Raw genomic sequence first — 12904 nt, 5'->3', positions numbered from 1 at the left:
CCTGCCGCCGACGCTACGGCGTCTCGCGTTCGTCAGCGGCGGCACTTCGGCCCGTAATACTCCTCTCGGCATTTCTTGATCAGGCTTTGATTGACGAGCGGCGGCAGCCTGGGAGACGCGGCCGGTTTGTTGCTGATGTCGCTCCGAGCGCCGATGAAACGCCCCGCGGCCGCCGGACTGGCCGAGCTTGCGACGGTCACCGCGGTGACGAGGAGGGCGGCTGCGACGGTGAGGATGTATCTGGTCATTTTGGTCACTGGCTGAAAATGAATGCGTGGCTTGTGCGAGGATCGCGCTCAGGTCGGGCAGTGGCGCCAGGATCCGCCGCGGCAGACCCTCGCCGGTCGCTTGCCGATGGTCTTGGGGCCTTGCAGCTTGACGGCGGGGACGACGAGCGAATTGGCCGGCCTGTCGGCGATGGACGCGGGGCCGGCCACGACGCGCGTCGCGGCGTTCGCCGAGGTGATGCTGAGGCCGCCTGCGGCGACGCCGAGAAGAGCGGCCAAGGCAATCGAGGAGATTCGCGCGGTCATTGGATGATCTCTTGTTGATGTTGGGGGGCGTCGGTGGTGGTGGGCAGCATGCCCCGACGCTCGGCGGACGGATGTGACGCGGCTCACGCAAGCTCCGTGCGCAACGCCGAGGCGGTCGAGGAAGAGATTATCGAAGCACGCATGCGGACATCGCCGCTCATGCGACGTGCGAAGCGTCACACACAGTCTCATCTCGGCAAACGAAAAGCCCGCAAGGCGCAGACCTTCCGGGCTTCAACAGCGTCACAGTTCAGCGATCAGTATTGCACGCCCGGGCGGTTCGGATAATAGCCGCGGTTACAGGCGCGCTGCATCTTGTCATAGTCGGCTTCACGCTGATAGCCAGGCGGATAGTAGCGCGAATGCGCGGAGGCGTAGTTGAGGCATTGGACGTAACCCTTGTTGCTCACCCAGCTGAGATCAAGGGCGGCCGATGGAGCCGCGGAGGCCGCGAGCATGGTGATGGCGGCAGCGGCCGCGACGGCGAAGAGCGCGATGCGACGGAGCATTGTTCTGGTCCCTATGGTCTGGCCGCACGATGCAGCCTGTGACCGGACCATGCCCCGACCTGGTCGAGACGTATGTGACAGCCGTCACAAGCGCCTCGGCCCTCGCGTTGGCGGAGGCTACGCCACCCTGGACAACGCTGCCTGGGCTTCGCTCTGGATACGCTTGAGATGCTCGGCGTCGCGGAAGCTTTCGGCGTAGAGCTTGTTGACGTCCTCGGTGCCGGAGGGGCGGGCGGCGAACCAGCCGTAGTCGGTCTCGACCTTGATGCCGCCGAAGGACTGGCCGTTGCCGGGAGCCTTGGTGTGCACGACGCGGACCGGATCGCCGGCAAGCTCCTTGAGGTTCAACTTCTCCGGCGTCAGCGCCTTCAGCGCTGCCTTCTGCGGCGGCGAGGCCGGCACGTCGATGCGCTCGTAGACGGGAGCCCCGAGCTCCGAGGTCAACTCCTTGTAGAGCTCGCTCGGATCGCGGCCGCGCTTGGCCATGATCTCGGCGGCGAGCAGGCCGAGGATGAGACCGTCCTTGTCGGTGGTCCACACCGTGCCGTCGCGCTTCAGGAACGAGGCGCCGGCGCTCTCCTCGCCGGCGAAGCCGAAGCTGCCGGAGCCGAGCCCCTCGACGAACCATTTGAAGCCGACCGGCGTCTCCACCAGCTTGCGGCCGAGCTTGTTCGCGACTCGGTCGATCAGCGAGCTCGAGACGATCGTCTTGCCGATCGCGGCATCGCTGCGCCAGTCCGGCCGATGCGCAAACAGATAGGCGATCGCGGTCGCCAGATAATGGTTCGGATTCATCAGCCCGCCTGAGCGCGTCACGATGCCGTGGCGGTCGGCGTCGGTGTCGTTGGCAAAGGCGACGTCGAAGCGCTCGCGCATCGCGATCAGGCTCGCCATCGCATAGGGCGACGAGCAATCCATGCGGATCTTGCCGTCCCAATCCGCGGTCATGAAGCGGAAGGTCGGATCGACGACATCGTTGACGATCGTCGCGTTGAGGCCATAGCGCTCGATGATCGGCGCCCAATAGGCGATGGCGGCACCACCGAGCGGGTCGATGCCGATCTTGACGCCGGAGGCTTTCACCGCGTCGAGATCAACGGTGTTGGCGAGATCGGCAACGTATGGCGTGATGTAGTCGTGAGCGTGAATGGAGCCGCGCTGCTTGGCTTGCTTGTAGCTGATGCGCGAGACGCCGTCGAGGTCGTTGGCGAGATAGACATTGGCCTGCCGCTCGATCTCACCCGTGGCGTCCGTGTCGGCGGGGCCGCCATGCGGCGGATTGTATTTGTAGCCGCCGTCCTCAGGCGGGTTATGTGACGGCGTGATGACCACGCCATCGGCGAGATGCGCCGTGCGGCCCTTGTTGTAGGAGATGATGGCGTGGGAGATGACGGGCGTCGGCGTGTAGCCACCGTCACTGTCGACCATCACCTCGACGCCATTGGCACCGAACACCTCAAGCGCGCTGGCGAGCGCGGGCTCGGCCAGCGCATGGGTGTCGATGCCGACGAACAACGGGCCGTCGAGGCCCTGTTGACGCCGGTAGTCGCACAGCGCCTGTGTCGTGGCCAGAATATGGTTCTCGTTGAAGCCGGTCTTCAGCGACGAGCCGCGATGGCCGGAGGTGCCGAACGCGACCCGCTGGGTCGGTTCGTGCGGATCGGGCTTCAGCGCATAATAGGCCGTGATCAGCCGCGGAATGTTGGCGAGCGCGGCATTGGCGATCGGCTTGCCGGCAGCGGGGTCTGTCTTGGCCATGGAGCATCCTTCGCAAGTTCGAGAAACATCGGCGGCGGCGGATCGTTCCGCCCCGAGAAGGGCGGGGACGAGGACCGTCGCAGCCGGCCTGCCGACCAACATGGCGGCGGGAGGTGATCCGATCAACGGAAATCCGGACCGCCGCGGCGCCTCAATCGGTGAGCTCGTAGACCAGGTGTCCGGGCCCGACCAGCCGGGCGGTGAAATTCACGGTGCGGCCGGCCAGCGCCGCGAAGCGACCGGATGCCAGCCGAAAGACGACCTTGCCGGCGGCCTCGGAGATCGCGGGCGCGCCGTCCTTCATCTGCACGGAGCCCTTGCCTTCGGTCAGCACGGCGACCGCGTAGCCGTCAGGGCTGCGATGGATGCCGGCGCCGTACAGATAGGTCCCCTTCTGGTTTTCCCATTCGGAGGCGACGTTGGCCGTGTAGGTCGCGCCCTTCATCAGGCCGTCGGTGCCGACGCAGGAATATTGGAAGCTGACCAGCATGTGGCCGGGGCGATCGCCGATCGGCTCAAGCCCCATCGTGCCGACAATCGTGCAGTCGTAGCGGGCGATGGAGTCGGCGCGCGCCGGACCCGAGCCTGACAGCAAGCCGAGCGCCAGACCTGCGGCGCAGGCGCGACGGAACGACCTCATAGCTTCCCCCGACCTGATGATGACCACGACATTCCTACCTGAAAGGGCCGGCATGTCTCGCCCTTTCTCATCAGTTGCGCTGCGCCCCGGACGAGACAGCCGTCGCGCCGGCAGGAATGGCCGATTCATGCGCGGGACATTAACCACGCCACACTGACACGCCTGCTCGTGACCGGCGAATAAGCCGGAGTTTAACGCATCACGGGTGAGATGGCAGCCAAGGCAGACGCGCATCTTGCGCGCGGGGAAGTCGTCAGGAGCGGGAAAAGTGAGAGCGCTTTGTTTTGGCGCGTTGGCCATCATATCAGCCTTGGCACTGGCGGGCTGCAGCCATACGGCGCCGCCGCAACTCGCCTCGCCTTGTGTGGATCTCAGCGGCGGGGGCTGCACTGATAGTCCGGTCGTCATCCAGCCGGCGCTGTCGCCAGAGCCGGCACAGGCAAGCCGCAAAGCTCCAGCCGGCGTGGCGCGCCGCGCGGCCCTGCAGCGCAAGCATGCGCGCGCCGCCAAGCGCCGGGCTGCGTCTCAGGTCGCGGCAGCCGAGTCCAAGCCCCAGTCGAAGCCCGAACCCAAGCTCGACTCCAAGCAGGACGCCAAGCCAACACCCAAATCGACACCGACGCCGAAGCCGGCCGACACCCAGGCGCGGACGTCGCGGCCCGATCCGATTCCGCCCGTCGATGGCGCGTCCGCGCCCGTGGTCAGCACGCCGGCCCCCGCCAAGGAGGCGGCGCCGAATGCGGGCAAGGTCCAGACCGAGGTCATGGTGGCGGCGGTCACGGTGGCGGCCGAACTCGCTGAGCGCATGACGGCGCTGCGTGTCCCCGAAGGGCCCACCGACAGTCATCTCGTCGCAGTGCTGCTGGCGCGGCCGAACGTGCGCAGTGTGGGAGATCTCAGCGGCAAGGTGATCGCGATCGACGAGCGCTACGCCAAGTCCAACGCAAAGATCACCGCGGCCATGAATGCGTCCGGTGCGTCCGAGGTGCTGCTGCTGGAAGGGCAGGCGACCGCGATCACGCGCCTCAGCAATGGCGAGGTGAGCGCTGCGATCGTTGCGCTGGCCTCGCCCGAGGCTGCGGAAGCCTTCCCGAAGATCGCAGGCTTCCGCTTGTTCACCGTAACGCTGAAGCCGTAGCTCGCTTCCTGCTCGGCTTCTAGGTCGCTGCCGTGCTTGCGGGCTTCGGCAGTGCTGCCCCCTTGGCGGCCGTGATGCCCTTAGGATATCCGCTGCGATCGGTGTACAGCCGCTTGCGGCCGCGCCGCGGATCGTGTTGCGCCTTGAGGTCCTGCGCGCACATGTAGTCCAACGCAGTGATGCCGCCGACCATGACCAGTGCCGCCAGCACGGAGCCGGCGCGCGGATTGCTAGGCCTGAGCTCGCCGACCAGCGTCGCCATGTCCAGCCCATCACCCGCCACGCGGCTCATCAGGCCGGCGCGCTTCTCCACCGACAAGGTCATCACGCCGGCGAGCAACTCGCGCACCCCATAGGCGCGCACCAGCCCCTCGCGGCCTTCCATGCCCAATGCATGGGTCACCCGATGCGGCGCCAGCAGTTCAAGGGTGCCGAGCGCGATCGAGAACCAGCCGAGCCCGCGCGCCAGCCGATCCGCTGATGTCAGCGAGCTCGGGCCGGTGGAGATGATCTTGGGATCGCCCTTGGAACGGACGAGATTGGAAAAATGAAACATGCTGTACGATCCCTTATGGCTTCAACACGACCTTGACGCAGCTGTCCTGCTTGTCGCGGAAGGCGCGATACATCTCAGGGCCCTGCGCCAGCGGCACGGTGTGGGTGATGACGAAGGACGGATCGATCTGGCCGTCCTCGATCCGCCGCTTGAGTTCGTCGGTCCAGCGGTTGACGTGGGTCTGGCCGGTCCTGATCGTCAGCCCCTTGTTCATCAGCGCGCCCATCGGCACCATGTCGGACAAGCCTGAATAGACGCCGGGGATCGAGACGATGCCGCCGGGCCGGCAGACATAGATGATCTCGCGCAGCACGTGCGGCCGGTCGTTTTCGAGCATGAACATCTGCTTGGCGCGATCGAGCACGCTGTCCGGCTGTGCCATGCTGACATGGCTCTCAAAGCCGACGCAGTCGATGCACTTCTCCGGACCCTTGTTGTCGGTCAGCTCGTTGAGCCTGGAGACCACGCTCTCCTTGTCGAAATTGATGGTGATGGCGCCGCCGGCTTCTGCCATCGCCAGCCGCTCCGGAATGCGGTCGATCGCGATCACTTGTTTCGCGCCAAGCAGAATGGCGCTGCGGATCGCCATCTGGCCGACCGGGCCGCAGCCCCACACCGCGACAGTATCCTCCGGCTCGATGTCGCATTGCGCCGCCGCCTGCCAGCCGGTCGGGAAGATGTCGCTGAGGAACAGCGCCTGCTCGTCGCTCATCCCGTCCGGCACCTTGATATGCGTCGCGTCCGCGTAGGGCACGCGCAGATATTCGGCCTGGCCGCCGGGATAGCCGCCGGTCAGATGGGTGTAGCCGAACAGGCCCGCGGTGGTATGGCCGAACACCTTCTCGGCCATGTGCTTGTTACGGTTGGTGGTCTCGCATACCGAGAAATTGCCGCGCTTGCACTGGTCGCATTCGCCGCAGATGATCGTGAAGGGCACGACGATGCGGTCGCCCTTCTTCAGCTTGCCGTTGACGCCAGAGCCGACCTCGACGACCTCGCCCATGGTCTCGTGGCCCATGATGTCGCCGGGCATCATCGCGGGGATGTAGTTGTGGAACAGGTGCAGATCAGAGCCGCAGATCGCGCAGCTCGTCACCTTGATGATCGCGTCGCGCGCGTGCTCGATCTCGGGATCGCTGACCGTGTCGCAGCGGATGTCCTCTTTGCCATGCCAGACCAGCGCCTTCATTCCCATCTCCGCGTCGAAAAAGACCTCCGGAGCAAGTCGGGGATGCGGCGATGGTTGCTAGGAACGGCAAAATTTTCGGGACGCAACGCCTGCGCGATCCCGCCTTCGTGCGGGCCGTCGCGCGGAGTCCCGGCGATCTTCGGCAGGCGTCCGGCTTGGCGGAACGCCCGGCTCAGCCCTTCGCCTTCGCCGCCTTTTTTGCCGCGGCCTTGGCAGGTGCCTGCTTGGTGACCTTCTTGGCCGCCTTGCCTGACGGCTTCGCCGCCGCAGCGTCGGCCGGCTTGTCGGCCTTTTTCTCGATCGTCTTCGGCAGCTCCGCCGCGGCCGCCTGTCGCATCGCGCGGGCGTAGCTGTCGGCGACGTTGTCGGCGGAGATCAGCAGCCGGCGCGCGGCCGCATTGGCCTGCTCGACCGCCTCGCGGGCCAGCATCTTGAACCGCTCCTTGGCGTCCTTGTCCTTGGCCTTCATGGCCAGGCCGTTGAAGCGGTCCTTCCGCTTCTTGGCCGCCGCCAGGATGGTCTTGTTCTGCTGCTTGGCCAGTTGCCGGATCACGGCATCAAGATCGGCATCTGCCATCGTCGTCCCCAAACACCCCTGAAGAATCAGCGCAACGGCGCTGAAAAGCGGCGGGACTATGCTATCGGCGACCTCGCTTTGCAATCGGGGTACCGGAGGAGGGGCGCCGCGCCTCCGCGCGGGGGCGGCCCAGCGGCTCGCCGGGCGGCTGCATATCAGACATGCGGCGCCGGGACGGTGCAGCCGCACCGTTTACGACAATCAGAAAGACGGTGTAACCGACTCTCGGCAATTCAATCAATTCCAACGTAACGCTTGGCCAGCAACATCCCGCGCAATTGATCTTGTCTGTTGGGAGCGTGGCCGTGTCGGCCGGAAAACCTTACCTCACATTGCTGTCGCGGTTCCGTCGTGACGAGAGCGGTAATATCGCCGTCATCTTCGCCATCGCGCTGCTGCCGATCCTCGCCTTCATCGGCTCGGCGATCGACTACTCGTTGGCGGTGCGCGCCAAGGCGAAGCTGTCGGCCTCGCTGGACGCCGCCATGCTGGCCGCGACCGGCTATACCGCCATGCGCGGATCGGCCTCCGACGCCAAGACAGCGGCGACCAACATGTTCAACGGCCAGATGGCAGCCCACAATCTGTCGGCGAACGCCATCAACATCACGATCACCGACAGCGTGTCGGCGCGGTCCGTCGTCGGCAGCGCCAACGTCGTTGTCAAGACGATCTTCATGTACATGTTCGGCTATCCGACCATGACGGTCGCGACCTCGTCATCGGCCTCGGCGTCGTTCCCGACCTACATGGACTTCTACGTACTCGTCGACAACTCGCCGTCGCAGGGCCTCGGCGCGACCACGGCCGACATGACCAAGCTGCAGAATGCGACCTCGGACAAATGCGCCTTTGCCTGCCATGACGTCTACACGTCGAGCACCAAGAAGACGCTGCAGACCAACAGCTATTATCAGATCGCCAAGAACAAGGGTGTGACGATGCGGATCGACGTGGTGCGCTCGGCGACGCAGTCGCTGACGGACACCGCGACCGCCAGCCAGGTCGTCAGCAACCAGTACCGAATGGCGGTCTACAGCCTTGGCAGCGACTGCGGCTCGCTCGGCCTGACCACCGTCGCCAGCCTGTCGTCGAGCATGTCGTCGGTCAAGTCGTCGGTCGGCTCGCTCGACCTGATGACCATTCCCTATAGCGGCTACAACAATGACCAGTGCACTGATTTCGACGGTGCGATGTCCGCCATGAGCGGCGTCATCCCGACGCAGGGCGACGGCTCCTCGACCAGTCCGCAGAAATGGCTTTTCTTCGTGTCCGACGGTGTCGCCGACTATAACTATCCGACGACATGCAGCAAGACGACCGTCTCGGGCGGCCGCTGTCAGGAGCCGCTGAACACCGCGACCTGCACCGCGCTGAAGGCCCGCGGCATCAAGATCGCGGTGCTCTACACCACCTACCTCGCGATCACGAACAACAGCTGGTACACGACCTATATCGCGCCGTGGCGCAACGATATCGGCACCGTGATGAAGTCTTGTGCCAGCCCGGGCTATTACTACGAGGTCGACTCCAGCGGCAGCATCGGCGCGGCGCTGACGGCGCTGTTCCAGCAGGCGATCGCCTCGGCCCATCTGACGAAGTAATGCGGCGCGCCTCCTCGCTCAGGCGGGAAGCCCGACGAGCTGCTCCAGCGCGGCGCCATCGTTGAGCACGGCCATCGTTTCCCGGCGCGACAGGAAGCGGGTTGCCTGCGCGAACGTGCCGGCCTCGGCAATCCGCGCGCGGGCGGTGGCGAGGTCGACGTCGATGTCGCCCGGCTCGCGCGATCGCGGCGGCGGCAGCGATGCGAGGTGCTGGCGGCGGAGCGCGGCGTTCTCGCGCAGCTCGGCTAGCGCTTGCAGCCGCTGCGGCTGATGCTCCTCCGCAAGCGCCTTGGCCCGCAGCAGCACCGGCGGTGGCGTGCGATCCTCCGGCGTCGTGAACAGGCGCGCGCCGAGGCCGCGGCCGGCGGTGAGCAGGCCGAGCGGAATCGCGAGCACGAGGCCGGCGATGACAGGCGACATCCAGGCCAGCAGCGGCAACGAGACGGCATAAGCGCTGGCCGCCATCACCAGGCCGCACACCGTCGGCAGCGTGAACTTGCGGACGATCTCGCGGCGGCTGATGCCGCCATCGCTGCGCCGCTGCACCTGCCAGCCGGCATCGCGGCCGAGCAGGATCTCGATCACGGCGACCGACTGGAAGATCATCATCGACGGCGCGATCAGCGCGGCGAGCACGGTTTCGACCAGCAACGCCGCGCACAGGCGCAGGGCCCCGCCGAAGCCACGGCGCACGGCTGGCGTGAGCAGGGTGGCGAGACAGGCCAGCAGCTTCGGGATCATCAGCAGGCCGAGGGTCGCGCCGAACACCTGCGCCGCGAGCACCGGATCCTGCGCCGGCCAGGACGGAAACAGCGCGAAGCCCTTGGGAAAATATTCTGGGCGGACGAAGTTGGCCTGCAGCGAGATCAGGATCCCGAGCACGAGGAAGGCGAGCCACAACGGCGCGGTGACATAGGCGCCGATGCCGATCAAGAGATGCAGCCGCGACACCCAGTGCAGCCCGCGCGCTGGCAGCACCGCGAGATGCTGCAGATTGCCCTGGCACCAGCGCCGGTCGCGCGCGGCATAGTCGATCAGCGACGGCGGCACCTCCTCGTAGCTGCCGCCGAGCTTCACCGTCATGTAGATGCCCCAGCCGGCGCGCCGCATCAGCGCCGCCTCGATGAAGTCGTGACTGAGAATGTGGCCGCCGAACGGTTTTCGCCCTGATAGCTCCGGCAGCGCCGCATCCTGCGCGAAGGCGGCGACGCGGATGATGGCGTTGTGGCCCCAGTAATTGCCTTCGCCGCCGTACCACCAGGCATTGCCGGAGGCGATGATGGGACCATAGAGCCGGCCCGCAAACTGCTGCAGCCTTGCAAACAGGCTGCCGCCGTTGACGATCACCGGAAGCGTCTGGATCAGAGCGGCCTGCGGCGCCTGCTCCATGGTGTGGGCCAGCCGCACCACGGTGTCGCCGCTCATCAGGCTGTCGGCGTCGAGAATGATCATATGCGCATAGGCCGCACCGAACCGCCGCACCCATTCGGCGATGTTGCCGGACTTGCGCGCGACATTGTCGGCGCGGTGCCTGTAGTACACGCGGGCGTCGCCGCAAACGTCGCGCAGCGCCAGGAACGCGGCCTCCTCGCCGATCCAGATGTCGGGATCAGTGGTGTCGCTGAGCAGGAACCAGTCGAACTGCTCCGCCTGGCCGGTTGCACCCACCGACTCGATCATGGCGCGCAGCCGCACCATCACCGCGTCAGGATCCTCATTGTAGGTCGGCAGCAGCATCGCGGTGCGGTGGGAGAGCGTCGGCAATGGACCGCTGGTGTCGATCGGGATGGTCTCCCGCGGCCGCAGCAGCATCACGCCGAATCCCGCCAGCGCGGTGACGAATGCAAAGGCGATCCAGGCGAGCAGGATCGTGAACAGCACGAGCACCATGCCTTCCAGTACGGTCACGCCGCCGACCTCGACGACCTCGTACATCTTGGCGCAGCCCGCGCCCGTCAGCGCGGCGGTGCCGGCGAGCACGAGGCCGCGACGCAGCGCAATGCCCATGCCGCTGCTGATCGCCCGTGTCCCGGACGGCAGTTCGGAGAGCGGCGAGGGCGCCATCGTGCATGGCGCCTCCGCAGGGAGGAATTCCGCGCCACGCTCGACCAATGGCTGGCGCGGCAGGCGTGCGCTCACGGCGTCCATCGGTAGATCCACGTCTCTGAGACGAGCTTGTCGCTCGCGAACAATTCGGCGCGGAGCTCGACAGGAGCGTCCTTGGCGGCGCATTGGAAGCTCAGGCGCCATCCGCCGGTTTCGGGATTGGGCTGCGCGACCACGTTCGTCACCTCGGTCTTCTCGGCGCTGACGACGGCCTTGACGGCGGCGGGATCGAGTCCCTTGAGCGCGTCGCCCGCGAGTTCGAGCACGAACAGCCGACCTTCGCCTTGCGCTGCCACACCGGTGCGGGTGAAGCGCGCCAGCGCATGCGGCTTCGGCATGTCCGGGCCCCAATGCAGGCGATAGGTCATGTTGTGCTCGCCCTTGGCGGCGAGCGGCGTCTTCGGCCGCCAGAACGCGGCGATGTTGTCGTGGATCTCCTGCTTGGTCGGAATCTCGAACAGCACCACGGCGCCTTCGCCCCAGTCGCCGATCGGCTCGATCCACAGGCTCGGCCGCTGCTCGAAATGCGACTCCAGGTCCTGATAGGCGGCGTAGCTGCGCTCGCGCTGCATCAGGCCGAAGCCGCGCGGATTGAGGTCGTTGAACACGCTGACCTGCAGGTCGCGCGGATTGCTGAGGGGCCGCCAGATCTGCTCGCCCTTGCCGTTGAACATCGCGAGCCCGTCGGAATCGTGCACGGCCGGGCGGAAGTCGTCGCTGTCGCTGCGATCGTTCGGCCCGAACAGGAACATGCTGGTCATCGGCGCCAATCCGCCATGCGCGATCTCGACGCGCGGATACAGCGAGGCCTCGACGTCGAACACCGTGGTATCGCCGGGGCGGATGGTGAAGCGGTAGGAGCCGGTCGCGCTCTTGCTGTCGAGCAGCGCGTGCACGACCATCGCGGTCGCGCCCTGCGTCGGCTTCTCCAGCCAGAACGCCTTGAAGACGGGAAATTCCTCGCCCTTCGCTTCGCCGGTGTCGATCGACAGCCCGCGCGCGGACAGCCCGTAGAGCTCGCCCTTGGCGACCGCGCGAAAATAGCTCGCGCCGAGAAAGACGCAGACCTCGTCATAGTAGTCCGGCCGGTTCATCGGCGTGTGAATGCGGAAGCCAGCGAAGCCGAGATCGGCGGCCGGAAACGCCGGCACCTGCGGACCGAACGCGAAATCCTCCGGACGATAGGCGACCGGCTTGGCCTGTCCATTCTCGACCTCGTAGATGTCGACGCGATCCTTGTAGATGAAGCCGCGATGAAAGAACTGCGCCTGGAAAGGCAGCTTCTCGTCGCGCCACAACGCGTGCTCCGGCAGGAAGCGGATCGAGCGATAGGCATCATAGTCCAGCTTCGCCAGCGCATCCGGCAGCTTGTCGTCCGGCGCGGCATACGGCTTGGCGGCGAGCGCGCGCGCGAGATCGCGCAACGAGGCCGCACTGAACGGCTGCGCCGCCGGCGCCGCTGATGCGCTCCGCACCAAGGATGCGGCGACCGGGATCGCAGCCGCAGATTGAATGAACTGACGGCGATTCAACTTATTCTCGCTTTGCTGCATGGAACTGCGGAGCAACATTTATGGAGGCCTGCGGTTCCACTTCAATTCGGCCGATGATGGGCCCGAGATTGTCCGAAGTGTCATGAACGCACGCTGAGCGGCAGCCCGGCGTCTCGGCCGTAGGCGCGGGTCGCGTTCGAGGATGGACGATCTTATACGGATGTGGGCCGAGCCTTTATGGCGGCGCCTGCACTTCAAGGACAGTGGGTTCTCTGGACGACGTCGTGCCGTGTAGGTCCTCGGCGTCGTCGTGCGTGTCTCTGCCCTCAGCCTGTCTTATCGAGCCAGAAAGCTTCGATCGAGACGGCAATATGACATAGGTGCGGACGTGTGTATCTCGGGCCGCGACATCATCGTCGGCGACCCGAACGCCCCGCAATCCCGGATTGCTCCCTTATTCCTATTCCATTTCAGATGATCTGTGCAATGATATCAGCTGTAAGCAGATTGGAGCTCGTTGGTGCGGAGCACCGGCGGCCAGCGCAATAAGTATTTTTTGACCAGCGTGAATGTATCGGGGGCTAGTTGCAGATGGCGAGGAAGATACTTCCTATTGGACTGCTGTTGCTCGCTGCAGTCCTGTTCTATGTCTATTACGATACCAGATTACCGCCCGGCGTTCAGGCCAAGGGAGGAGACGATTGGGTGAACATCGTGTCACTCGTCACGTCGATCGTCTCCATGATCGGAAGTATCGTGTCCGCGATCTATCAGGTGCTTCAACATCGCAAGGGGTAGTGG

The 12904-nt window shown here is 65.6% G+C and carries 13 protein-coding genes; 3 read left to right on the top strand and 10 right to left on the bottom strand.

Going from position 1 to position 12904, the window contains the following annotated elements; translation table 11 throughout:
* Positions 1–32: 32 nt before the first annotated feature.
* The 5 genes from BRAD285_RS24050 to BRAD285_RS24030 all read right to left on the bottom strand — a co-directional run bounded on the left by BRAD285_RS24050 (position 33) and on the right by BRAD285_RS24030 (position 3440).
* A complete protein-coding gene (locus tag BRAD285_RS24050) occupies positions 33–248 on the bottom strand; it encodes a hypothetical protein (RefSeq protein ID WP_087877667.1) in 216 nt (71 codons plus the stop codon).
* A 48-nt stretch (positions 249–296) separates the two neighbouring features.
* A complete protein-coding gene (locus BRAD285_RS24045; protein ID WP_035646731.1) occupies positions 297–533 on the bottom strand; it encodes a hypothetical protein in 237 nt (78 codons plus the stop codon).
* A 257-nt stretch (positions 534–790) separates the two neighbouring features.
* Positions 791–1042 (bottom strand): hypothetical protein, encoded by a 252-nt coding sequence (locus BRAD285_RS24040; protein WP_006612478.1) that lies wholly within the window; start codon positions 1040–1042, stop codon positions 791–793.
* Positions 1043–1159: 117 nt separating this feature from the next.
* Complete coding sequence (gene pgm / locus BRAD285_RS24035; RefSeq protein WP_006612477.1) at positions 1160–2800, bottom strand: phosphoglucomutase (alpha-D-glucose-1,6-bisphosphate-dependent); 1641 nt, start codon at positions 2798–2800, stop codon at positions 1160–1162.
* A gap of 151 nt (positions 2801–2951) precedes the next feature.
* Positions 2952–3440, bottom strand: a complete 489-nt coding sequence (locus tag BRAD285_RS24030) for a hypothetical protein (RefSeq protein ID WP_035646728.1) — start codon at positions 3438–3440, stop codon at positions 2952–2954.
* A gap of 268 nt (positions 3441–3708) precedes the next feature.
* Here BRAD285_RS24030 and BRAD285_RS24025 point away from each other — a divergent pair, with 268 nt between their 5' ends.
* A complete protein-coding gene (locus BRAD285_RS24025) occupies positions 3709–4578 on the top strand; it encodes a hypothetical protein (RefSeq protein ID WP_006612475.1) in 870 nt (289 codons plus the stop codon).
* A gap of 19 nt (positions 4579–4597) precedes the next feature.
* Here BRAD285_RS24025 and BRAD285_RS24020 read toward each other — a convergent pair whose 3' ends face one another.
* The 3 genes from BRAD285_RS24020 to BRAD285_RS24010 all read right to left on the bottom strand — a co-directional run bounded on the left by BRAD285_RS24020 (position 4598) and on the right by BRAD285_RS24010 (position 6900).
* Positions 4598–5134 (bottom strand): hypothetical protein, encoded by a 537-nt coding sequence (locus tag BRAD285_RS24020; protein ID WP_006612474.1) that lies wholly within the window; start codon positions 5132–5134, stop codon positions 4598–4600.
* Between the two features lie 13 nt (positions 5135–5147).
* The gene (locus BRAD285_RS24015; protein WP_006612473.1) at positions 5148–6323 is read right to left on the bottom strand and encodes a zinc-dependent alcohol dehydrogenase; all 1176 of its coding nucleotides are present in this window, start codon (positions 6321–6323) and stop codon (positions 5148–5150) included.
* Between the two features lie 172 nt (positions 6324–6495).
* A complete protein-coding gene (locus BRAD285_RS24010; RefSeq protein WP_006612472.1) occupies positions 6496–6900 on the bottom strand; it encodes a hypothetical protein in 405 nt (134 codons plus the stop codon).
* 305 nt (positions 6901–7205) lie between these two features.
* Between BRAD285_RS24010 and BRAD285_RS24005 the strand changes: the two genes are divergently transcribed.
* Entirely contained in the window at positions 7206–8504 is a 1299-nt protein-coding gene (locus BRAD285_RS24005) for a TadE/TadG family type IV pilus assembly protein (RefSeq protein ID WP_035646755.1), read from the top strand.
* Between the two features lie 18 nt (positions 8505–8522).
* On the opposite strand, the gene mdoH is transcribed toward BRAD285_RS24005, so the two are convergent.
* Both mdoH and BRAD285_RS23995 read right to left on the bottom strand, forming a co-directional pair.
* Complete coding sequence (gene mdoH / locus BRAD285_RS24000; protein ID WP_035646725.1) at positions 8523–10652, bottom strand: glucans biosynthesis glucosyltransferase MdoH; 2130 nt, start codon at positions 10650–10652, stop codon at positions 8523–8525.
* On the bottom strand, positions 10640–12142 hold the full coding sequence (locus BRAD285_RS23995) for a glucan biosynthesis protein G (RefSeq protein WP_006612468.1): 1503 nt from the start codon (positions 12140–12142) through the stop codon (positions 10640–10642). Before BRAD285_RS23995 ends, mdoH begins: the two co-directional genes overlap by 13 nt.
* A gap of 585 nt (positions 12143–12727) precedes the next feature.
* On the opposite strand from BRAD285_RS23995, the gene BRAD285_RS23990 reads away from it, so the two are divergent.
* Complete coding sequence (locus tag BRAD285_RS23990; protein WP_157681692.1) at positions 12728–12901, top strand: hypothetical protein; 174 nt, start codon at positions 12728–12730, stop codon at positions 12899–12901.
* Positions 12902–12904: the final 3 nt, after the last annotated feature.

This window comes from Bradyrhizobium sp. ORS 285 (genome assembly GCF_900176205.1).
Classification (GTDB): Bacteria; Pseudomonadota; Alphaproteobacteria; order Rhizobiales; family Xanthobacteraceae; genus Bradyrhizobium.
The sequence above is the reverse complement of the archived record's forward strand: the minus strand, read 5'-3'. Positions and strand labels throughout refer to the sequence as shown.

What these genes read in the sequence shown, in the direction of transcription:
- BRAD285_RS24045 (WP_035646731.1), bottom strand. Translation starts at nt 533, where the DNA reads ATGACCGCGCGAATCTCCTCGATTGCCTTGGCCGCTCTTCTCGGCGTC.
- BRAD285_RS24050 (WP_087877667.1), bottom strand. Translation starts at nt 248, where the DNA reads ATGACCAGATACATCCTCACCGTCGCAGCCGCCCTCCTCGTCACCGCG.
- BRAD285_RS24020 (WP_006612474.1), bottom strand. Translation starts at nt 5,134, where the DNA reads ATGTTTCATTTTTCCAATCTCGTCCGTTCCAAGGGCGATCCCAAGATC.
- mdoH (WP_035646725.1), bottom strand. Translation starts at nt 10,652, where the DNA reads ATGGACGCCGTGAGCGCACGCCTGCCGCGCCAGCCATTGGTCGAGCGT.
- BRAD285_RS24015 (WP_006612473.1), bottom strand. Translation starts at nt 6,323, where the DNA reads ATGAAGGCGCTGGTCTGGCATGGCAAAGAGGACATCCGCTGCGACACG.
- pgm (WP_006612477.1), bottom strand. Translation starts at nt 2,800, where the DNA reads ATGGCCAAGACAGACCCCGCTGCCGGCAAGCCGATCGCCAATGCCGCG.
- BRAD285_RS24040 (WP_006612478.1), bottom strand. Translation starts at nt 1,042, where the DNA reads ATGCTCCGTCGCATCGCGCTCTTCGCCGTCGCGGCCGCTGCCGCCATC.
- BRAD285_RS24010 (WP_006612472.1), bottom strand. Translation starts at nt 6,900, where the DNA reads ATGGCAGATGCCGATCTTGATGCCGTGATCCGGCAACTGGCCAAGCAG.
- BRAD285_RS24030 (WP_035646728.1), bottom strand. Translation starts at nt 3,440, where the DNA reads ATGAGGTCGTTCCGTCGCGCCTGCGCCGCAGGTCTGGCGCTCGGCTTG.